The sequence below is a fragment of the Cognatishimia activa genome (assembly GCF_026016445.1).
GTDB lineage: Bacteria > Pseudomonadota > Alphaproteobacteria > Rhodobacterales > Rhodobacteraceae > Cognatishimia > Cognatishimia activa_B.
Genome location: NZ_CP096147.1, coordinates 963,490 through 984,107 on the forward strand (window position 1 = coordinate 963,490; position 20,618 = coordinate 984,107).

19 protein-coding genes and 1 tRNA gene are annotated in these 20,618 nt (G+C 52.7%); 10 read left to right on the forward strand and 10 right to left on the reverse strand.

The features are described from left to right. The first annotated feature begins 13 nt into the window (after positions 1–13). Entirely contained in the window at positions 14–439 is a 426-nt protein-coding gene (locus M0D42_RS04670) for an Lrp/AsnC family transcriptional regulator (RefSeq protein ID WP_265020442.1), read from the forward strand. Here M0D42_RS04670 and M0D42_RS04675 read toward each other — a convergent pair. Both M0D42_RS04675 and M0D42_RS04680 read right to left on the reverse strand, forming a co-directional pair. Next, positions 436–897 carry a disulfide bond formation protein B gene (locus M0D42_RS04675; protein WP_265020443.1) on the reverse strand — a complete coding sequence of 154 codons (462 nt, stop codon included), beginning with the start codon at positions 895–897 and terminating at the stop codon, positions 436–438. The genes M0D42_RS04670 and M0D42_RS04675 overlap by 4 nt on opposite strands. Beyond that, positions 897–1,475: a YqaA family protein gene (locus tag M0D42_RS04680; protein ID WP_265020444.1), complete on the reverse strand. Its 579-nt coding sequence runs from the start codon at positions 1,473–1,475 to the stop codon at positions 897–899. The genes M0D42_RS04675 and M0D42_RS04680 overlap by 1 nt, the downstream gene beginning before the upstream one ends. 471 nt (positions 1,476–1,946) lie before the next feature. On the opposite strand from M0D42_RS04680, the gene M0D42_RS04685 reads away from it, so the two are divergent. Beyond that, positions 1,947–2,030 (forward strand) — tRNA-Leu (locus M0D42_RS04685). Between the two features lie 385 nt (positions 2,031–2,415). Continuing rightward, positions 2,416–4,695 (forward strand): KAP family P-loop NTPase fold protein, encoded by a 2,280-nt coding sequence (locus M0D42_RS04690; RefSeq protein ID WP_265020445.1) that lies wholly within the window; start codon positions 2,416–2,418, stop codon positions 4,693–4,695. 193 nt (positions 4,696–4,888) lie between these two features. Here M0D42_RS04690 and M0D42_RS04695 read toward each other — a convergent pair whose 3' ends face one another. Continuing rightward, positions 4,889–7,420 (reverse strand): Hint domain-containing protein, encoded by a 2,532-nt coding sequence (locus M0D42_RS04695; protein WP_265020446.1) that lies wholly within the window; start codon positions 7,418–7,420, stop codon positions 4,889–4,891. A 267-nt stretch (positions 7,421–7,687) separates the two neighbouring features. On the opposite strand from M0D42_RS04695, the gene M0D42_RS04700 reads away from it, so the two are divergent. After that, positions 7,688–8,470, forward strand: coding sequence for a Hint domain-containing protein (locus M0D42_RS04700; RefSeq protein ID WP_265020447.1), 783 nt, complete (start codon positions 7,688–7,690; stop codon positions 8,468–8,470). Here the strand turns inward: M0D42_RS04700 and M0D42_RS04705 are convergent, their stop codons facing one another. Next, on the reverse strand, positions 8,471–9,793 hold the full coding sequence (locus M0D42_RS04705; RefSeq protein ID WP_265020448.1) for an HlyC/CorC family transporter: 1,323 nt from the start codon (positions 9,791–9,793) through the stop codon (positions 8,471–8,473). A gap of 68 nt (positions 9,794–9,861) precedes the next feature. Between M0D42_RS04705 and M0D42_RS04710 the strand changes: the two genes are divergently transcribed. Then, positions 9,862–10,674, forward strand: coding sequence for a metallophosphoesterase family protein (locus M0D42_RS04710; RefSeq protein WP_265020449.1), 813 nt, complete (start codon positions 9,862–9,864; stop codon positions 10,672–10,674). Here the strand turns inward: M0D42_RS04710 and M0D42_RS04715 are convergent. Beyond that, positions 10,671–11,597 (reverse strand): site-specific tyrosine recombinase XerD, encoded by a 927-nt coding sequence (locus tag M0D42_RS04715; RefSeq protein ID WP_265020450.1) that lies wholly within the window; start codon positions 11,595–11,597, stop codon positions 10,671–10,673. The two genes, M0D42_RS04710 and M0D42_RS04715, sit on opposite strands and share 4 nt — an antisense overlap. Further along, complete coding sequence (locus M0D42_RS04720; RefSeq protein WP_265020451.1) at positions 11,597–13,108, reverse strand: hypothetical protein; 1,512 nt, start codon at positions 13,106–13,108, stop codon at positions 11,597–11,599. The genes M0D42_RS04715 and M0D42_RS04720 overlap by 1 nt, the downstream gene beginning before the upstream one ends. A 273-nt stretch (positions 13,109–13,381) precedes the next feature. On the opposite strand from M0D42_RS04720, the gene M0D42_RS04725 reads away from it, so the two are divergent. The 3 genes from M0D42_RS04725 to M0D42_RS04735 all read left to right on the forward strand — a co-directional run bounded on the left by M0D42_RS04725 (position 13,382) and on the right by M0D42_RS04735 (position 16,046). After that, positions 13,382–13,918 carry a shikimate kinase gene (locus tag M0D42_RS04725; protein WP_265020452.1) on the forward strand — a complete coding sequence of 179 codons (537 nt, stop codon included), beginning with the start codon at positions 13,382–13,384 and terminating at the stop codon, positions 13,916–13,918. Positions 13,919–13,921: 3 nt separating this feature from the next. Then, on the forward strand, positions 13,922–15,028 hold the full coding sequence (gene aroB / locus M0D42_RS04730) for a 3-dehydroquinate synthase (protein WP_265020453.1): 1,107 nt from the start codon (positions 13,922–13,924) through the stop codon (positions 15,026–15,028). 100 nt (positions 15,029–15,128) lie between these two features. Next, entirely contained in the window at positions 15,129–16,046 is a 918-nt protein-coding gene (locus M0D42_RS04735; RefSeq protein WP_265020454.1) for a DMT family transporter, read from the forward strand. Between the two features lie 24 nt (positions 16,047–16,070). Here the strand turns inward: M0D42_RS04735 and M0D42_RS04740 are convergent, their stop codons facing one another. Together M0D42_RS04740 and M0D42_RS04745 are read right to left on the reverse strand one after the other, a co-directional pair. After that, the gene (locus tag M0D42_RS04740; protein ID WP_265020455.1) at positions 16,071–16,589 is read right to left on the reverse strand and encodes an AAA family ATPase; all 519 of its coding nucleotides are present in this window, start codon (positions 16,587–16,589) and stop codon (positions 16,071–16,073) included. Positions 16,590–16,654: 65 nt separating this feature from the next. Next, positions 16,655–17,176, reverse strand: a complete 522-nt coding sequence (locus tag M0D42_RS04745; RefSeq protein ID WP_265020456.1) for a single-stranded DNA-binding protein — start codon at positions 17,174–17,176, stop codon at positions 16,655–16,657. 166 nt (positions 17,177–17,342) lie between these two features. On the opposite strand from M0D42_RS04745, the gene M0D42_RS04750 reads away from it, so the two are divergent. Next, positions 17,343–17,930, forward strand: a complete 588-nt coding sequence (locus M0D42_RS04750; RefSeq protein ID WP_265020457.1) for a lytic transglycosylase domain-containing protein — start codon at positions 17,343–17,345, stop codon at positions 17,928–17,930. Here M0D42_RS04750 and M0D42_RS04755 read toward each other — a convergent pair. Together M0D42_RS04755 and miaA are read right to left on the reverse strand one after the other, a co-directional pair. Then, positions 17,914–18,726: a helix-turn-helix transcriptional regulator gene (locus tag M0D42_RS04755; protein WP_265020458.1), complete on the reverse strand. Its 813-nt coding sequence runs from the start codon at positions 18,724–18,726 to the stop codon at positions 17,914–17,916. The genes M0D42_RS04750 and M0D42_RS04755 overlap by 17 nt on opposite strands. Positions 18,727–18,825: 99 nt before the next feature. Next, positions 18,826–19,710 (reverse strand): tRNA (adenosine(37)-N6)-dimethylallyltransferase MiaA, encoded by an 885-nt coding sequence (miaA, locus tag M0D42_RS04760; RefSeq protein ID WP_265020459.1) that lies wholly within the window; start codon positions 19,708–19,710, stop codon positions 18,826–18,828. Between the two features lie 120 nt (positions 19,711–19,830). Here miaA and pyrH point away from each other — a divergent pair, with 120 nt between their 5' ends. Continuing rightward, a complete protein-coding gene (pyrH, locus tag M0D42_RS04765; protein WP_265020460.1) occupies positions 19,831–20,565 on the forward strand; it encodes a UMP kinase in 735 nt (244 codons plus the stop codon). Positions 20,566–20,618: the final 53 nt, after the last annotated feature.

The window sequence follows — 20,618 nt, forward strand, 5'->3', positions numbered from 1 at the left end:
TGTTGGTGCCAAAATGGACGATACGGATCGTGCTTTAATTTCTGCTCTGCGCCATGACGCAAGGGCGTCTTTGTCAGACCTTGCAGCGACGCTTGGCGTGTCACGTGCAACAGTGCGCGGGCGTATAGAAAAGTTGAAAACCAGCGGCGATATCGTTGGCTTTAGTGTTGTCTTAAAAGAGGACGTTCAGACTGATCCAATCCGCGGGCTTATGATGATACGGATCGAAGGGCGTGGGGCGGATCGTATTAAACGACAGTTACACGGCATGCCCGCGGTGCGCGCTGTGCATTCAACAAATGGCAAATGGGATTTGATTGCAGAGCTGGGGACGGACACACTCGCCAGTTTTGACAGCGTGCTCAATCAGATCAGACGTTTGGAAGGCGTGTCCAACAGCGAGACCAACTTGCTGCTGGCCACGCGTAAACAGTCTTAATCAGACTTAATCGCGACCCAGAGCCAGCCCACAGCAAATGCGAATGACCCAAGAGCGTTTAGGTTCGCCATTGTGACGCCGAACATCTCCCAAGGGATTTCGTCGCAGCGGACAAGTGGCGCGTTCATGATCTGATCAAACAGCTCATCTGTGTTCAATCCACCAATGGAGGTCGACGTACAGGATGATGGGCCTTCCCATAGACCGCGCTCAACACCGGAATGAAAAATGCCGATACCCCCCGTGGTGAGCATGGCCGCTGCTCCGAGCCACGCCAAAAGTCGGGCCTTCATCGCCAAAGCTAATCCGCCAATCGCAATGGCTGCGAAATGCGGGTAGCGCTGCCAATAGCACATTTTGCAGGGTGGGTAGCCGCCAATATATTGAAAGCCCCAGGCCGAAAGGATCATTGCCGCTGAGGCGAGGGTCAGCAGTAACGTCGCACTTTTACGGGTCATTACAGGAACCTCACAGCCATAAATCCACCAAACAGCAGCGCAAGGAAAACGGTGAACATCAATCCAAGGCGCTTCTCAATAAAAGTGCGGATCGGGGCGCCAAATTTCCAGAGCAATGCAGCAACAATGAAGAACCGCAGTCCTCGTGCCAGGATGGATGTCGCGATGAAGGTCGCGATCGGCATGCCGGTCCACCCCGACATGATGGTGATCACTTTATACGGGAATGGAGTGATGCCAGCTCCGAGCACGGCCCAGAACCCAAAGTCATTGAAGCGAGTATTGAACTCAGACATCGCATCCGCTTTGCCGAGACTCGCAAGAATGGGCTGACCGATTTGCTCAAATGCGAATGAGCCGATCATGTAGCCCAAGACGCCACCGGCCACCGAGGAGACCATCGCAACCAAAGCGATTAGCCATGCGCGATGAGGCGCGGCCAAGATCATCGGGATCATCATGATGTCCGGCGGAATGGGAAACACCGAGCTCTCAATAAAGCTCACAAAGGCCAGGGCCCAGAGGGCGCGCGGATGGTCCGCAAGTCGCATGGTCCAGTCGTAAAGGTTCTTGATCATGGCTTCCTCAATCTGTCTTCGCCTGCGTGCGCCAGTTCAGAAAAGAGTGCAAGCGAAAACTCAAAAAACCAGGTCGATACCCTGATCGAGATCATTCATACACTTGATCGGTAATATTTAACATTAGGAGGAAAATATAATGGTTATAAAACAAATATTTATGATTGGTAGTTCATTTATAAAGTTAGAATTCGATTCATCAATATTGGTCTCTAAATATAGGTAATTAAAGGATCTGATACCCAAATCACCTCTGGTTACAAATCACTGCTAATGTGATCAATATAGTCCTCATTATAATGGATATTTAGAGTTGTTCACAGGATGCTTGTGGATGAAGCTTATAATGTGAGTTTGAGCAATAGAAATTTCTTACTATGAATTAGGTCCAAAATTATTTTTGGAAATTTCTGAATTTTGGCGTTTTGCCTCTGGACGCCCATGGGCCGCTTCGTTATCTCAACCGAACGTGCCCAAGTGGCGGAATGGTAGACGCAGGGGATTCAAAATCCCCCGCCGCGAGGCGTGCCGGTTCGAGTCCGGCCTTGGGTACCACCTTGTTTTTGCAGGGTTTTTCGTCAGAATCGAAACTGATTTTTCTCCTGAAATTGTAGTTGTAACTCGTCCGTAACTCATTGGTATGAGTTACGAGGCCGATTTTCTGTTTTCTACTACACGTCTTGTGTTTGAGTGAATATTGACAACTATATGAAAAGAAATGATTAAACCCAGTTGGTTGCTCCTAATTTTTTTGTTCGATTGATTGACGCGGGGGATTGTTCCTCCTTAGAAAAGGTAACAAACTTTGCGGATTGTTGTGATTTTAGTACCGCCCTCAACTTTGGTTTTGTTGATTTAAGAAAAGATCTGGTACCCGCCCAGCGGCACGTTATTCAAAAAATAAGGTTTCAAAGCATTGAAAATTACGCAAGCAGCCGAGATGGATCAAGAAGCCCAAGCTCTTGAGCTTTCTCGCCTGATCAAATCCGAAGGTCCAATTTCTAACTCTTCTGAAGATGAGCTGCGACGGCTGAGATTTGCGAAACATATAGCTGATGCGCTTTCGCAAAAGAGTACCAACAGCGGTAGAGTTTTTGCGATAAGAGGTCGTTGGGGGGATGGTAAAACGTCTCTTATGAACCTTGTCACGGAAAACTTGGAACGTGACGAATGGTTGCTATTTAATCCTTGGAGTTGGGGTGACAGCGACGCTATTGCTAAGGCCCTCTTTCAGGAAATTGCAAACAAACTGAATACCGGGCATTCAGAAAATGCTAAAAGGCGTGCGAAAGCGTTTCGGAGATATGGGCAAATCTTGACCCAAACGGGAGGCCCTCTGAAAGCCGTTGCTGAATCCAATACAATTCTGAGTTTGGTACTTGGAAGCGTAGCATTGGCTTCGTTGACGGGGGCGTTCGGGTTAGACGTTCCGAAACTTGAGACTGCGGCAGTCGGATTTACCATTGCTGCCTTAACGGTTCCGATCTTAGGTGGACTACTAAGTTACATGGGAGCGGACAAATGGTCCGAGCCGGTAGAAGAAATCAAAGCTTCATTAAACGAAAGTCTGAAAAATCTTGACCGGCCGTTGATAGTATTTGTTGACGACATTGATCGGCTAGAAGAGGAGGAGATCAGATCGCTAATTCGGCAAGTAAAAGCGAATGCGAATTTCCCAAATCTAGTCTTTGTGTTGCTTCACCAGCAAAGCATTGTGGAAGCTGCGCTTGATCCAATTGCAAATGGCAAGGGCCGGGATTTTCTCGAGAAAATTGTTCAAATGAGCTTTGATCTTCCAGCCGTTCCAAAGAGCACCGTCCACAGGATTTTTACTCGAGAGCTTTCGAAGTTGGCAAACCAATTTGCTAAGCAAGAAAATGGTTTCGAGGATGTTCGATGGGGCAATATGTTGATTGATTGCGTTCAGCCTTTCGTCAACAATCTACGTGATGCCAGAAGGTTAACATCCTCTTTGGCTATTCATTTGCCTCTTCATACAGAGGGTGAGTTTTTCGAAGTCAACATCATTGATTTACTGGTTCTTGAAACGTTGAGGGTGTTCGAACCGGATTTTCACACTGAGCTGTTCGCCAATCAGGATTTGATTCTGGGATCGAACCGGTCTTCGAATGACGGGCGACGTGCTGAAATACGGGAGCAATTGGAAGATATTGTGGGATTGGTTAGGGATGAACTTCAACCTACTGCCCAAAGAGCTTTGAAACAGTTGTTTCCGCAAACGGAAAGCATTTTGGGCGGAAATATCTATGGGCCGGAATGGCACCAAGAATGGAATGCCTCAAAACGTGTTTGCAGCCCACGATATTTTCCAAAGTATTTTGAGCTTCAAACGCCTCTCGGCGAGATCTCCCTTTCCGATTTTGAATTTTTTGTTTCCGTAAGCGGAGATGAAGAGAAACTGAAAGAGTTCATCGGAAGCATACGTAGCAAAGGTATGCTTGGTTCGCTTATTTCGATGATAGATGAATCGGTAGAGAGGCTGCCCGTCGGTAATGCTGCGGTACTTCTGCCTATGTTGTTCAAGATGGCAGAGGATAGCGTCGAAGAAGAGGGGCCGAGTATGTTCAATTCTAGCTACACGCAGGGTTGGCGAGCGGCGAGCTGGTACTTACGATCCCTACCCGCAGAGGAACGAAGCCAACATGCGATTGACGCCCTGAGAAAAACAGGGGCGTTGCAAGTGGCATCGACGTTAATTCACTTAAACGATCCAGCCAGCCAAAGCGAAAATTCTTCCAACCGACTTGAACCAGCGTTGACAGCCGAGGAGTTGGATGGGTTAAAGCAAGAATGGCTGCATTTGGTTCGGCAATTATCTGGAGACAGGGATAAGTTGCTGGAGCGAGACGACTTGATTTCCCTTCTTTTTAGATGGCGAGACTATTCTGGCGGTCTTACTGAACCGAAAACATGGGTCGATTCAGTCATAGATTCTGATGAGGGATTTTGCATGTTTCTCCGCAAGGCGACGTCAGTTGGATGGACCACCACAGTTGGCGACCGCGTTAGTAGAAAAACAGAAGGATTTGAAAAATCGACAATTTCTAACTTCATCGGGATTCATGAAGCGCTAGAACGCGCCGAACGACTGGCAGGAACTTCGATAGAAAAGCGGTTTTCTAGTGAGTTGGGGAACCTTCGTACCCATTTGGATCTTTGGTTACAGGAAGAGGAAAGCGAGGAAGATAGGCAACTGTAGTCAGTTTTGTGAGATGTCTCTCTTCGCGAATTTGACAACGATGAATTCAATCCATGAGTTACAACTACGTTGAAAAATAATGCTTTTCTCTGGTTTCAAAATCCCCCGTCCTAGCGGACGTGCCGGTTCGAGTCCGGCCTTGGGTACCATAAAAAACGGGTGGCTTTGGCCACCCGTTTTTTTGTTTTCCCGGTCACTTATAGAGTATCGCTGCTTCGTGTTTCTGAGCCACACGACGAGCGGTTTGAAAGACCTCTGAAGGTCGGATCTGAAGCTCTGGGAAGAGTTCATAAATCTCCTCCCGCTGCGCGATATCCAGCCCTTCAAGCGCCTGTTCTCCTGGCTGAAAACTCTCGGACCAAAGCTGATCGGACAGCACAATCTCATGGCGATCAAAGAGGACGTGAATGTAGGTCTGTGTCGTCGCATCAGATTTTGAAACACCTGAGAAGCCTAGAAGATGTTTGGCCGAAACCAGAACTTCGCGCTCGCCAAAGCAGAGTTCCACTTTCGGGTCGCTCACCAGAACGCGGTGGTTCGGGCTGACCGTCATATCGCGATCTGGCATGTTTTCACCCAGCGCATCTTTTTGGATAGTGATGCCGCGCAGATGGGGCAGGCGCGTCAGTTCATCTTCTGACAGCGCGCGTTTGCCGATCCAGCGGATTTCCTGCATGCCGTGATCGCGAGTACAAACCAGGTCGCCAATTTCGAGATCAGCAACGTCGACCAACCCGCGAATGGTTGCGATCTGAGTCCCTGGCGTGAAGCAAGGCACGATTTTCTCGATGCCTTTGAAACTTGCAGAACCCGTTACGTTACCGTCGCCATCTAAAAACTCGATGGTGCCAGCTTGGGGATCACTACCTGAGTGCACAACATTGTAGGGACCAAGGCCCGACATATTCACCGTATCTATGCCATCGCCGCCAGAAATATCATCCCCATCGGTGATGCCAAAGAATGTGTCGTCACCAATACCCCCGTGCATGTGATTGGCACCCGCACCAGAGTGGAAGACATCATCACCGTCTTCGCCGTAGAGTTCATTGTTACCGCTGCCTGCGTAGAGGGTGTCGTCTCCAATGGAGGCGAAAACGGTGTCGTTCCCGTCACCTGCCTCTACGATATCGTTTCCGGCACCAGCAAAGACCAGATCATTGCCACCCATGGCAAGAATATGGTCGTCATCCCCGCTGGCGCCGGGAAGGGCGGCATCGCCGCCATCGATCACGTCTCCGTCTGCGTCAGTCGCTCCAACAATCAGGACGTCATCATTATCTGTTCCGCTGAAATAACCGTCAGGCGCAGCGGGTATGCCAATGGCCTCCAGGGCCAATGGGTCATCAAAGGCGGATGCGGGCACGCCTTGAAGGGTCAGGTTTTCTCCGCCTGGGAAAGTCAGAACGGCGTTGCCATCTGCGTCTTCAGTCACGGTAACGTCGCGCGTGGTGACGGTGGTTGCACCGAAATCCGAAGTCAGGGAAGTGACGTCTAGCATATCCTGACCCGTGAATGTGCCATCTCCGTTGTCGATAGGGGATGAGAAACCCGAAACTGTATCCGAGCCGGACCCATCCGCCAGAACCAATGTGTCTTGGCCTGCAGAAAGCTGGATATGCTCGATGGCGTCAAAGGTCGCAGTATCTGTCCCGTTGCTGAAACTACCTTGACCTTGAAGCCCGTTGGTGAGGTCGATGGTCAAATCCTCGGTGACATTGCTCAGATCCAATGTGTCACCCAAGGTCTCCTCTTCGTTTTCAGCATCGATCGTATCGTTGCCAAATCCGTTTTGGATGACGAAGGTATCGTCGCCATAACCACCCCAAAGATAGTCATCGCCTTCACCTGCGCCGCCGGAGTGAATGGTATCATTACCAAAACTGCCGCGCAGAAAGTCGTTGCCAGTGCCGCCGTGCAGCTCGTCATTGCCACGGTCACCATTGACCGAGTCATCTCCTTCACCACCAAAGAATTGGTCGTTGCCAAAGCCAAGTTCCGAGAGGTCGGCACCGTCGCCGCCATAAACAATATCATTGCCTTCACCGGAATTGATGGTGTCGTTACCGTCACCCGCTTCAATGACGTCATCACCGGAGGTAACCATGTCACCTTCTGGATCATTCAAGTAAAGGCCATCGATGAGGTCAGCTGTCGCCGTTCCCTCGACCACGCCATCCAGGGCGTGGATGAGGGTGATGTCCGAAAGACCAATTGCGCCGGTTTCATTAGCGCTTTCGCCGGGTTCAAAAATGATTTCCAGCGATGTGATCGGGCCTGCGATTGAGACCGATATGGAATCAGCAGCACCCGTCGTATCCGTTGTTAAGTCATTGCTTCCCGAGGTATCGATGGTAGCTCCAGAAGCGCTGTGTGTGGCCGCAAGATCGTTAAAGCTCACCGGGTAGACATTGCCCTCGGCGTCGGTTGCCAAGATCGTGACGCGCTCATCCCAGTCGGTTCCGTTCTGGTCAACATCAAAAAGCTCAAAAGAGAGATCTTGCACCGGCTGATCAAAGGTCAACGTGGTGGTCACTGCATCGGTTAAGCCATTCACCCACAACCCATTTGCGGTTGGCATGCCCTGATCTCCGATGGCGCCAGTCTGACCATCGCCATTTGTTGTGGTTTCTATGGAAACCCCTATTTCAGAAGTGCCAGAGCCAAGGGTGAAATCGCCATTTTCGCTGATGGCGGACCAATCAATCGTACTATTCGTCGGCATAAAATCTGCTCTCGTGAAATGCTTTAGGGCTTTGAGGCCTCTTGTTCACGCTCTGATATGCCGAAGAATTTAGGTTCGAGTGTGAAAGGAATGAGGCAAAGTTTAAGCAAGTCTCGAAGCGACACTAATTTCGAATTCTTGTTGCAATGAATTCGCCAAATCTCGCCAATTGCGCCCCATTCCAGCCTTCTTCGCTTCCTAGAACAGTCCCATTGTTGAGCGAGCCAGCAGAAGCGGCCTCAAGATGACTAATTGATAAGGCCCCGAATGCGAGTTCGACTGATTAACCGACGCGACACTGAAGTGCGGTCGTTTTCATCTTCCCACGATAATATCTTCTCGGATGTCAGCGAGCTCTCTGCGCCGCGGGGTATTCCTGCACAGCTGAAACAACCTGAGACCGCGCAGATATTGCGACCGGATGCGTTTTCCGTCGCTCAGCAAATGCCGATCAACAAGGCTTCACCGGATCAGATGAAAGGTGTGTCTTGTTTTCATGGAGCGGCGCAAATCATCACGCAGTGTGGTTCAAAACAAGCGAAGAACCTGACAACGCAGGATAAAGTCCTGACACGCGACAACGGGTTCCAGCCGGTGCTGTGGGTTGGCGTGATTGAGGCGAATGATGCAAAGCCAATGACGGTTGAACTGGCACCAGATGCGGTGATGGCGGGTAAGCCTGATCAAGCGGTTCGTGTCTCTGGTCGTCAGTGCGTTTTACTATCTTGCCCTGAGGTCCAATCACAGTTCGGATCAGCGGAGGTTCTGGCGCGGGCAGGAGACCTGCTACATTTGGATGGCATATCGCAGGTTGAGTGCGATGCGCCTTTTGTGGCCGTTCTGACCGAACAGCATGAATTGTTAAATGTCAGCGGTCTTTGGATGGATAGTCTTTTGCCTGACAGCGAGGCGCAAAGACATATTTCCAAAAATGACAAACGAACAATCGCAGATTTGCTACCTGAGCTTGGTACTTTGCCGATTAACCGCAGTTACCCATCCGCCCGCACGTTGCTGCGCGAGGAGTTTGCAAGGCAGTTCACACGCTGATTATTGACGTAAAGCGGGGCTTTCCAACGGCCGCACTTTGAGGCGGGTGATGCGGTTATCTGCACGTGCCACCACTTCAAAACGGAAGCCATGGAAGGCAAAAACCTGACCAACCACCGGAATGGTTTGCGCCTCGTGAATCACCAGACCCGCGATAGTATTGGCCTCATCATCCGGTAGGTTCCAATCGCTTGCACGGTTGAGGTCGCGAATGGTCATCGCGCCATCAATCAGGAACTGCCCGTCTTCGCTTTTGCTGATCTGGATATCAGACGCGGGATCAAACTCGTCTGTGATCTCACCCACAATTTCTTCCAGAATGTCCTCAAGGGTGATCAAACCACGCAAAGCACCGTATTCATCAACAACCAGCGCGAAGTGACTGCGGCGCTTTAGGAATTGCCGCATCTGGTCATCCAGCGATGTCGTGTCAGGCACAAAGTAAGGTTTCTTGGCAACCGCACCCAGATTCAGGCGGCCTGATGCATTTGAGGCAAAGCCTTCACTGGCAGAGTGCATCTCGCGCAGCAGGTCTTTCGCGTGAATGACGCCGATGATGTTTTCAGGATCGTCTTTGTAGACCGGCAGGCGCGTGTGGTTGCTTTCCAGACATTGGCTCACAATGTCGGCAGGCGCATCATCGGCGTTGATCATCTCAATGCCAGAGCGGTGCAGCATGATTTCTTCCACCGTGCGCTCGGAAAGGTCAAGCGCGCCAAGAATGCGGTCACGGTCCTCTTTTTCGACGATTCCTTCGCTATGGCCCAACTGGATGGCACCAGCGATTTCTTCACGTACAGCGAGGATGTGACTGTCAGGGTCAGCTTTCACGCCAAAGATGCGCAGCACGACACGTACGAGAAGACGCACGGCAGACACGACCGGCGCAAAGAGCGTGACCACAAGCTGAATGATCCCTGCCACGCGGGAGGCAGCGGTTTCGGGGGCGGTGATGGCGTAGGTCTTTGGCAGAACCTCAGCAAAGATCAGGACCAGCAGGGTCATGACCAAAGTTGCAAGCGCAACACCGCTTTCACCGAAGAGACGGGTGAAGAGGGCAGTGGCCAGCGATGTCGCGAGGATGTTCACCAGATTGTTGCCCAGCAAAACAGAACCGATCAGACGTTCATTGTCTTCGGTGATATTCAGGGCGCGCTGTGCGCCTTTGTTGCCTTTGTCCGCCTGGCTGCGCAGCTTGCCGCGGCTTGCGGCTGTCAACGCGGTTTCACTGCCTGAGAAAAAGGCAGAGAGCATCAGCAGCACGGCGATCGATCCGGCTGTGATCCAAAAGGCGGTGTCTAATGTCAGACTTGTGACTTCCATCAGGTGTTTTATCCTCTTATCTGATGGCGTTATGGGGCGCAGCGCGCGTGCATTCAAGGAAAAGCGATATGAAGATTCTGGACCTTGGCGTGTTAGACACACCGCTTTTGCTGTTTGGCGGGCCGTATTCAAACCTGCAAGCCAGCGAAGCGCTGCTGGAATTCGCGCGTCAAGAGGGTTTTGCGCCGACAAATGTGATCTGCACCGGCGACCTCGTGGCCTATTGCGCACAGCCGGCTGAAACAATCAAACTGTTTCGTGATTTTGGTGGGCCCATCTTGGCTGGCAATTGCGAAAAGCAACTTGCGGCAAACGCTTTGGATTGTGGTTGTGGTTTTGAGGACGGAACGGCCTGCGATCTTTTGTCAGCGGGGTGGTATGCGCACGCGAACCAGCAGGTTGGGGCAGAAGATCGGCGATGGATGGCTGAACTGCCTGATCTGATGCGATTTGAGCATGTGGGTAAAACCTACGGCGTCGTGCATGGCGGTGCGACGGCGATCAATCGATTTCTGTGGCAGATGTCACCTGATTCCGAATTTCAGGAAGAATTTGAGCTGCTGAGCGAACTTTTAGGGGACGTCGATACTGTGGTCTCAGGACATTCCGGCATCGCTTTCGAGCGCCAAGTGGCTGGAAAGACATGGATAAATGCGGGTGCCATTGGGCTGCCACGCAATGATGGGCAACGAAGCACAGAGTTTGTGACGCTGACAGACGGTGCCGTGAACTTTCATTGTCTGCAGTACAACTCTGCAGAGGCGTACACACAAATGAATGCAGCCGGGCTCACACAGGGTTATCACCAGACATTAAAGACCGGCTACTGGCCTTCAGAAGATGTGCTGCCACCTGAAATGCGTCGGAACGCGATCCCTTAAGCCTTGCTCAAGGGGTGGTTCTCCAAGACCAGCTCTTTCAAGCGTTCATCCAATACGTGAGTATAGATTTCCGTCGTCGCGACATCTGCGTGGCCCAGCAAAGTCTGGATAGATCGCAGATCTGCGCCATTGGCCAGCAAATGGGTTGCGAAAGCGTGCCGCAGCGTGTGTGGTGTGACTTTGTCTGGGTCCACACCGCCCGACGTGGCAAATTCTTTGATCAGAGCGTAAAACCGGTGGCGCGTGAGGTGCCCCAATTTTCCCCGGCTTGGGAAGAGGTATTGCGAAGCAGATTTCCCGCTGGCTACGGCCTCTTCTTCTAAAGAATCTCTGAGCTTCAACCAGGCCGCCAAAGCCGTGCGAGCGGGGGAACTCAAAGGGACCATACGTTCCTTCCCGCCTTTGCCTTTGATCAGCAGCATCCGGGGGTCACCCCGTGTGGCGGAAACAGGCATCGATACAAGTTCGGACACACGCATACCGGTCGCATATAGCAGTTCCATAAGGCAGATATTGCGGGTTCTGTCCTTGCGATTGCGCCCAGAAAGGCGCGCTGCTTCAATCAGCTTATCGACTTCGGCAGTATCCAAAGTTTTTGGTAAGCGCTTATCGAGCCCCGGTCCTTTGACCTGGATGGCTGGATTGGTCTCGCGCCAGCCTTCTTCAAAGGCGAACCGGAAGAGCTGTTTGATGGCTGAGAGGCGACGCGCACGGGTGGATTTCGCCAATCCCTGTGAATCGCAATAAACCATATAATCTTCGACATCTTCGCGCGTGACTTCCTCAAAGGTCAGCTCACGCTGGTCCACCCAATCTGCAAACCCTTTCAGGTCGCGCGCATAGGCCATTTGGGTGTTGTTTGATGCGCCAAATTCGGCTGCTTGAGCCTCAAGATAAGTGGCAATCCACTGTGTATTACTCATTAATAACCACGCTCCAAAAGAAGAACTTGTAATGCCGCCTGTCGCGCTGTGTCTTCCAGCCCGATGGCTCTAAATGTTGCCAAAGCGTTTGTTAAGGCGGGCAAATCCCCCGCGGCACCTTGTTGAAATGACTTCATGGCTAGAAGGATTACTTCACCTAGCTGGCCACGTGCAAGTCGGTTTGACCAAACTTGTGGCACGCCGGCGCCATGAAAAGCATTTGCAATCGCCAAATCTGTTGGATTGGCTGGCCGACGTGGGGGCTGTCCTTCGGCAACGCCTGCCAGGAAGTCTTTTGTGCCTTGGCGTGCAGCGGTTTCATAAGACGGGGACAGCAGGCGGATTTCACGCGCCAAAGTGCCAGCCACTGACTTGGCTGGAACGTCTTTCAATGCATCGCTGTAGTATTGTGCAAAAACCACTTCAAGCCGCGCATCTTTCATTGCCGTCCAAGCCGAAGGGAGCGTGGACGCAATTTTGGCCGTGTCTTCAGATGCGATTGCAGTTTCGAATGATTGGATCGCGGCAACCCGATCCCAAATTGTGCCGGAAGCAGCGGGCTTTTTGCCAAGATAATGACCAAAGAGTCGATTGGCTGGAAGGGCACCCACACGCGCGAGGCGCTCGGCAGCTTCTAGTTGTGTCTTCCAGCCGATATTGTCACGCAAATCCGCATGCGCGTAAGCGCGCGGAAGCGAGCGCGTAGGGAAGGATTCCCCAATTGATTCCATTAGGCGGAATTGCAGTGGGTCGGGCTCAGTCACCGGGATCAGAAGCGGTTCACCTTCAAAGAGTTCAGGATCCAAGAAGCGCACTAGCAACTGATCTTCTGCCTCGCTCACGAGGTTAAGCAGGTTTGCCGAGTTCAATGTGATGACCGCATCATCCCAATCGCCATTGCGGGCCTGACAGAAGACACGCGCCGCATAGTTCGGAGCCAGCCGGGCTGAGGCGCGCAGCATATCGCAGGCGCGCTGTTCCTGTCCGATCAACAGCGACACATCAAACCAGCGCTGAAACAGATCCGCGCGATCAGGATTGGCGCGTTCAATCAACGCATAAGCCTGCTCAATCGCGCCCAGCGCCATCAGTTTGTCGATCCGCGCCAAAAGCAGTTTATCGTTTCCCTGGGCATCCTTTGGAGGGTTCGCTTCTGCGAGCAGAAGCGTATACATCAACGCTTGGATCGCAGGCAGGCTTTCTTCCGGCATGTCCGTGACCAGGTCAGCCAAGTCCATAGATCGGCTGTTTTCCCAAAGAGAATTTGGCAGGCCCGTGACCTTGCCTGGCAACAGCCCAACAGCGTCGCGCCCACTGCTGCCCAGTTGTGAAACGCTGACATCAGGTGTGCCACCTTCGTTGGCCACAGGAGGCTCCTGGGCAATGTCGATGGTGACCGTCGGTGTCTGGGTCAGCCAGTTGATGGCAGACAAAGGCTCCGCATCCTGCGCCACTGCAGGAGCTGTGGTACAGGTCAATACGAATAGGACTGCGGTGAGCCTATTGGACATCCAGCGGTACCGACTCGCGAATCTCTGTTTGTGGAGCAGAAAAATCCGCACCAAAAATTGGCCCCAAATACGCGAAGCCCACAAGGCCAATGGCCAAGAGTACAATAAGGAAAAACAGTGCTCTGATGAGCTTGCCCATATGCTTCCCCAGTTTTTGCCTGTCGTTTTCTACTTTATAACTGGCCTTTTCGTTAATATCACGTCATTCAATGCCAAATGGCGGATTTTGGCCGGAAAATCGGCCCGACGCCCCGAATACTTGGGCAGTTGGATATGAAACTTAAGAAAACAGTCGTCATGGTAGGGATGATGGGCGCCGGCAAAACTGCCGTTGGTCGTGCTCTTGCCGCGAAAATTGGGGCTCCGTTTCTGGATTCTGATGCGGAAATCGTGAAAGCCGCCAATATGTCGATCGCTGAAATCTTTGAGCGTGATGGTGAGGCTTTCTTCCGCACCAAAGAAACTCAAGTCATCGATCGGCTGCTGGATGAGGAACGGGGCATTCTTTCCACCGGCGGCGGGGCGTTTCTTGCAGCTGGAAATCGCGCATTGATTGCTGAAAAGGGTGTTGCGGTTTGGCTGGACGCTGATCTGGAACTGCTTTGGCAACGCGTGAAACATAAAGATACGCGCCCCTTGTTGCGCACGTCCAACCCGCGTCAAACCTTGGGCGACATCTATGACGCGCGCGTTCCGGTCTATTCAAAAGCCGAGCTGTCGGTGAAAGCGGATGCAAAATACTCAATCGAAGACATGGCGGATCGCGTCCTTGAGGCGCTTTTGACCCGTCCTGACGTGCTGGAGGCTTAAGGCATGGAAACCGTTCATGTTGGCTTGGGCGATCGTGCCTATGATATTCACATTGGTCAGGCGCTGCTCGCGCGTGCCGGAGAGCTGATCAGGCAGATTTCAGATCGCAAGCGCATGATGATCGTGACCGAGGCAAACGTCGCGAAATTGCATTTGCAGGCGTTGCAAGATGGTCTGGCGGCGGAAGGCATTGAAAGCGATGCTTTGATCCTGCCTGCAGGTGAAGGTACCAAAAGCTGGCCCTATTATGAGCAAACCGTTGAATGGTTGCTGGCCCAAAAGGTCGAGCGCAAGGACTTTGTGATCGCCTTGGGTGGCGGCGTGATCGGTGATCTCACAGGTTTTGCTGCGGCCACCATGCGCCGCGGTGTTGGTTTCGTGCAAATCCCAACCTCACTGTTGGCGCAGGTTGATAGCTCTGTCGGCGGCAAAACGGGTATCAACGCGCCACAGGGTAAAAACCTGATCGGCGCTTTTCATCAGCCTTCCCTCGTACTCGCTGACGTCGATGTTCTGGGTACCATGACATCGCGTGATTTCCTGTCTGGCTATGGTGAGGTTGTGAAATATGGTCTGCTTGGGGATGCAAACTTCTTTGAGTGGCTTGAGGTCAACGGCCCCAAGCTTGCTGCCGGCGACATAGATGCGCGCATTGCAGCAGTGAAACGTTCCTGTGAGATGAAAGCCGATATCGTTGAGCGGGACGAGACAGAGCAGGGGGATCGCGCTTTGTTGAACCTCGGCCATACGTTCTGCCACGCGCTGGAAGCCGCCACTGGCTACGGAGATCGATTGCTGCACGGAGAAGGCGTGGCCATTGGCTGTGCTCTGGCGTTTGAGCTTTCTTCTCGACTAGGCCTCTGCAGTCAGGAAGACCCTAGCCGGGTGCGTGCGCATCTCAAGGCAATGGGTATGAAGGTTGATCTTGCTGACATCGATGGTGATTTGCCATCTGCGGAACAGCTGGTGGATTTGATGGGGCAGGATAAAAAAGTCGTGGACGGACAGCTGCGCTTTATTCTCGCGCGTGGCATCGGCAATGCCTTTGTGACAGCTGATGTGCCGCGTGAAGCGGTTTTGACTGTACTTAAGGACGGTCTTCCTCAATAGATTTTGAAAGCGTCGTGCATCGGTGACAAATCGTCGTTTACACCGATGCTCGCAGGCTGATCATCTGGCGTTATAAACCCGTAACGTTTGAGGAGTTCGCGTGAATACAGAGGCCCTCTCTCAAAACATTTGGCGTGGCGTGATCCTAATCATCGCCACCGCTTTGCTGATTTCTTTGCAGGACGTCACCTTCAAGCTGTTCAGCGGAAATATGTCACTGTGGCAGGTGTTTGCGCTGCGCGGAATCCTCGCATTGCCGCTTCTGATGTTCCTAGCGCGCACTCGCGGACAGTTGCTGCGTGTTTTGACAGAGGCCTATTCAGGATGGGCGTTGGTGCGCACGCTCTGCATGACTTGCGCCTTTGTGTCTTACTATGCCGCTCTTCCATTTATCAGCCTGTCAACGGCCGGGGCGGGTATTTACCTTGCACCAATTTTTGTCGCGGTCCTGTCAGCCTTTGTCATCGGTGAACGTGTGCATCGCTGGGGTTGGCTTGGCGTCGTCCTGGGTTTTGTAGGGGTGATCGTCCTATTACGCCCGGGCTCAGACGCCTTCACGTCATTTGCTTTAATCCCGGTTGCGAGCGCGGTGTTTTACGCTTTGGCGATCATCGTCACCCGGACGCGCTGCGAAGGGGTCTCTGCGGAAGCCCTTGCGCTTTCATTCAACGCATCTCTAATGATGGCTGGGTTTTTGGGAAGTATCATCCTGCTTGTCTGGGCGCCGACTGGCGGTATCTTTGAAGAATTCCCTTTCCTTTTTGGATCCTGGTCTTCAGTCGAACTCTCTGACTGGGCGGTCTTGCTGGGGCTGGCGGGGTTTGCTGCCATGATTGGCGTCATGTTGGCGAAAGCCTATCAAAGCGCACCACCGGCCACGATTGCCACGTTCGAATACAGCTACATCGTCTTTGTCGCGATCTGGGACATTGTCTTTTTTGGCGTGGCTCCGACAGCGATGTCAGTCGCGGGCATTGCGATGATCATCGGGGCAGGGGTTCTGGTGATGCGACGCTAGGGTATGCTGGTTCTTCGGCCCTATTCAATCACTCTGCTTGGGCAGATTGGACAGAAGTTCTGAGACATCCTGATCAGTGATCAGATGGAGCGCTGTTTTCTGAGCTTTCGCCAGTTCATAGAATTTCTGGCATCCGTGGCGGGCTGATTTGCGCGTGTCCCATATCCATTTCATGAATTCAAAACTGAATTGCTCTGGGCAGCCTTCGGGCAAGTCTGGTCGGGTCTTCCCATAGTCGGACATCGTGCGCCAGATCACGCGGCGAAACCGTTTGCCAAGTGGAACATCGAGCCAGATCAATGTGTCACAGCGCGTGAGGCGATCAGGCCAAGTGGTCGAATGGCCGCCTTCAAATATCCACGCGTCTTTGGCATGGACCTCCAGACATAGTCGGGTCTTTTCTTCTAGCGAGCGTTCCTGCCAGCCGGACATCCAATGTATCATGTCGATATGATAGACAGGTAGGCCGGTTCGCTCGCCCAGCGCACGGGCGAGGGTTGACTTGCCAGATCCCGGTTGTCCGATGATCATTACGCGCTTCATGAAACAAACTACAGCTTGAAAAGAAAACCCCGCCGAAGCGGAGTTTGTTGAATAATTTTAGTGTCTTAGAACGGGATTTCGTCGTCCAGATCGCGGCTGCCACCGCCGCCACCTTGCTGGCCGCCGCCGCCAAAGCCACCGCCTTGGCCACCACCGCTGTCATAACCACCGCCATAGCCGCCACCTTGGCCGCCGCCAGCGCCACCACCGTAGCCGCCGCCACCGCCGCCTTCACCGCGGCCGTCAAGCATTGTCAGCGTAGAGCCAAAGCCCTGCAGCACAACTTCGGTACTGTAACGATCCTGGCCGGATTGGTCCTGCCATTTGCGGGTTTGCAGCTGGCCTTCGATGTAAACTTTGGAGCCTTTGCGCAGATATTGCTCGCAAACACGCACCAGCCCTTCGCTAAATACAGCAACCGAATGCCATTCCGTTTTTTCGCGGCGTTCGCCGGTGTTGCGGTCTTTCCATGTCTCGGATGTCGCAATACGCAGGTTGCAGACTTTGCCGCCGTTTTGGAAGCTGCGCACCTCTGGGTCGCGCCCCAAATTGCCAATCAACATGACTTTGTTCAATGATCCGGCCATCGACCTACCCCCTGAATCAGATATTCATTTCGGGCCAACATACACCACCCTGAGGGCGGGAAGGGAAGCGATAATTTGCCCGCTGCCACAACCCAGAAAACCCGCAAGCCTTTAAAACTTTCTGAACATTGTTATATTTCGCCGGAACGAACGTGGGATGAGGGCAATGAATAAGTTAATCGCAGCCGTGACGGCTGGTCTTATCGCGCTTCCTGCGGGAGGCTTTGCTGGCGAAATCATTGGCAGCAAATCACGCACAAAACTTTTCAAAAGCCAGACCAGTATCCTCGATACCCGTGCAAAGGAGCAATACAACAGCGCTGTTCGCCTAGAGCCACAGCGCGTGATCACTCCGACGAAATGGGGCGATGGCCAATACAAAGGCAAGTATCGCGGTCCATACCTTGATATGGCGCGCAATGCGGCTGTGAAATACGGGGTGCCGGTTGATCTATTCCTAAAGCTTGTTCAGCAGGAAAGCGGCTGGAACGCCTCCGCGCGGTCTCACAAAGGTGCGATGGGGCTGGCGCAGCTTATGCCTGGAACCGCCCGGTATTTGGGAGTGAACCCAAATGTGCCACAGGAAAATCTGGAAGGTGGCGCGAAATATCTGGCTGAACAGTATCGTGAGTTCCGGTCTTGGCGTTTGGCCTTGGCGGCTTATAATGCAGGGCCAGAGGCTGTGAAGAAATACGGCGGCGTGCCGCCCTACAAAGAAACCCAGAACTACGTTCGCATTATCTGGGGAAGCTGACCCCAATTTTACTTGCCTTCTGCGCAGCGTCACGCAAACGGCTTGGCGTCATGCCGCAATGCTGCTGAATGAAGCGGGTGAAATAAGCTGCACTGCCAAATCCCAACTGTTCTGAGATTGCTTTGAAAGATGCATCACTGTTCGCAAGACGCATCCGCGCCTCATGTACTAATGATTGAACGAGAATATCGGCCGCTGTGATCCCTGCAGTTTGCTTGCAAACGCGGGTGAGATGCGTGGGTGTCACGCCAAGCAGGTCTGCGAGGTCTGCCATTGACTGGCCGCTTCCGACATTCCGTGCCGCAAGATCACAGAACCGACGGACGAGTTTTTGGGCGGCTTTGGGTTTCGCCGGGGTTTCCTGATTTTCGATCTGTCGCCTCAACCAGATGCCCAGCAAAGCAGATTGCGCGGCCAGGGCGTCCTGTAGAAAAGGGCGGTCCTGTTGGATTTCGCGGCGCATGTCTTCTATCAGACCAGTGAGCTCACTTTGGCTCAATCCGTCCTGAATGCGCAGAAGCTGTTCGGTTTTTGGGAAGGCAAAGGCGAGATCGACGGGCACAGATACTGCCTGTCCTAGGGTTTGTCGCCCAAATTCGACCGCCCAGAGGTGCGTGGGCGGAATATAAACTGCATTATTGGCACTAAATCCGCGGCGTTGCCCATGCATATGAATGACGCCTTGGCCTCGCGTCACCCAAAGGAGCAACCCGCCTTGTTGCACATGCACAAGACCTCTGAGCCACGGCTCATTCTGCCCAAACTGGGCCAGTGTCATGACATCGACAGCCTGCATGGTGACTGTGGTCGCGCTCCCGGTTGCGTTATTTCTGCTAGGTGTTAGCGCTTGATTTGCGGCGAGTCACCATAAAATGTCCGAATAGTATCATTCTGATCATTTCGAGACAGGGAGGCTGACCTTCTGCCAGTCCTTCATGCGGGACCGGAACCATGTGCGCTGGCGTTTCGCGTATTGACGGGTCGAAATAGTCGCCAATTCGCGTGCCTCATCCAATGTGGTTTCGCCCTTGAGATAGGCGATCAATTCAGGCGCACCGATGGCTTTAGAGCTTGGTAATGCCGGGTCCCAATCTGGTAGATTTGCCTCAGCTTCCTCCAAGGCACCTTGTTCAAGCATCAAATCAAACCGTCGCGCGATACGCTCGTTCAGCCAGTCTTTGTCGGCATCCATGACGAAGGCCGCGGAATTTTCCAAAGGCAGAATTGGCGGAGGCGTTTGATCCTGCCAGTGCCAGATCGGTTTTCCAGTCGCCGTCATCACTTCCCAAGCGCGCTGCACTCGCATAGGGTTTAAAACATCGATGCGGCGTAAAGTTTCTTCGTCAAGTTCATCGCGCAGTGCCTCAAACCCTTCTTGAGCAACGCGGACATTTGCAGCTTCGCGCAGATCAGCAGGCGTAGCTGGAATGTTAGCCAGACCCTCTGTAAGGGCAGTGAAATAAAGCCCCGTGCCACCTACGATGATTGGGCGTTCATCACTTTCGAGGAAGGGGGCAACATCCTTCAGCCAATGCCCAACAGAATACTCTTGTTTACGGCTGATATGGCCATAGAACACGTGTTTTGCTTGGGCTTCGTCTTCAGCTGGAGGGCGTGCTGAGAGCACACGCCAGTTTTCATACACCTGTAAAGCATCGGCATTCACAATCACGCCGCCCTGCGCTGCGACAATGTCCAACGCGAGCGCACTTTTGCCGCTGGCGGTTGGTCCCGCGATCAGCACAGGTTGATCTGGTAAAAGGGCGTTTAGGTCGATCATTCACAATATTCCGCGTTTTTTCGGCCAAGTCGCCCCAAGATGTGACTTCTCGGATTGAACATGTCCGCAAATTCAGACATCTTGCGCGCAATTTACATGCCAGCGTAGACGGAGTGCAACATGGCCGATTCATCCCCCGAAACGGACACCAAATATAACCGCGTCATGTTGAAAATATCGGGGGAGGCGCTGATGGGAGATCAGGGCTTTGGTCTACACCCGCCGACAGTTCAACGCATCGCACAGGAAATCAAATCCGTGCACGATCTGGGTGTTGAGATTTGTCTGGTGATTGGCGGTGGGAATATATTCCGCGGTCTTTCTGGTTCTGCACAGGGTATGGAACGCACCACTGCGGACTATATGGGGATGCTGGCAACCGTCATGAACGCGCTTGGTATGCAGTCCGCACTAGAAGAAGTCGGTGTCTTCACCCGGGTGATTTCTGCGATCCGTATGGACGAGGTTGCTGAGCCATACATTCGTCGCCGCGCTGTGCGTCACCTTGAGAAGAAACGGGTTTGTATCTTTGCTGCCGGTACAGGTAACCCCTATTTTACAACCGACACAGCCGCGACTTTGCGCGCGAACGAGATGGCTTGTGAGGCGATCTTTATGGGGAAAAATGGTGTGGACGGAGTCTACGACAAAGATCCTAAGGAACACGCAGATGCAGTGCGCTATGACGAAGTCAGCTACGACGACGTACTGGCCAAACGCCTGAAGGTGATGGATGCCTCTGCAATTGCCTTGGCGCGCGACAATAACCTGCCTCTGATTGTCTTCGGTCTTGATGAACCGGGCGGCTTCAAAGGTATCCTAGCGGGCGAGGGGACCTATACAAAGGTCCAGTAACCCCGTTAAGGTAATAAAAACAAACGCGGGTTAAGCCCGACTAAAGTAGAGCA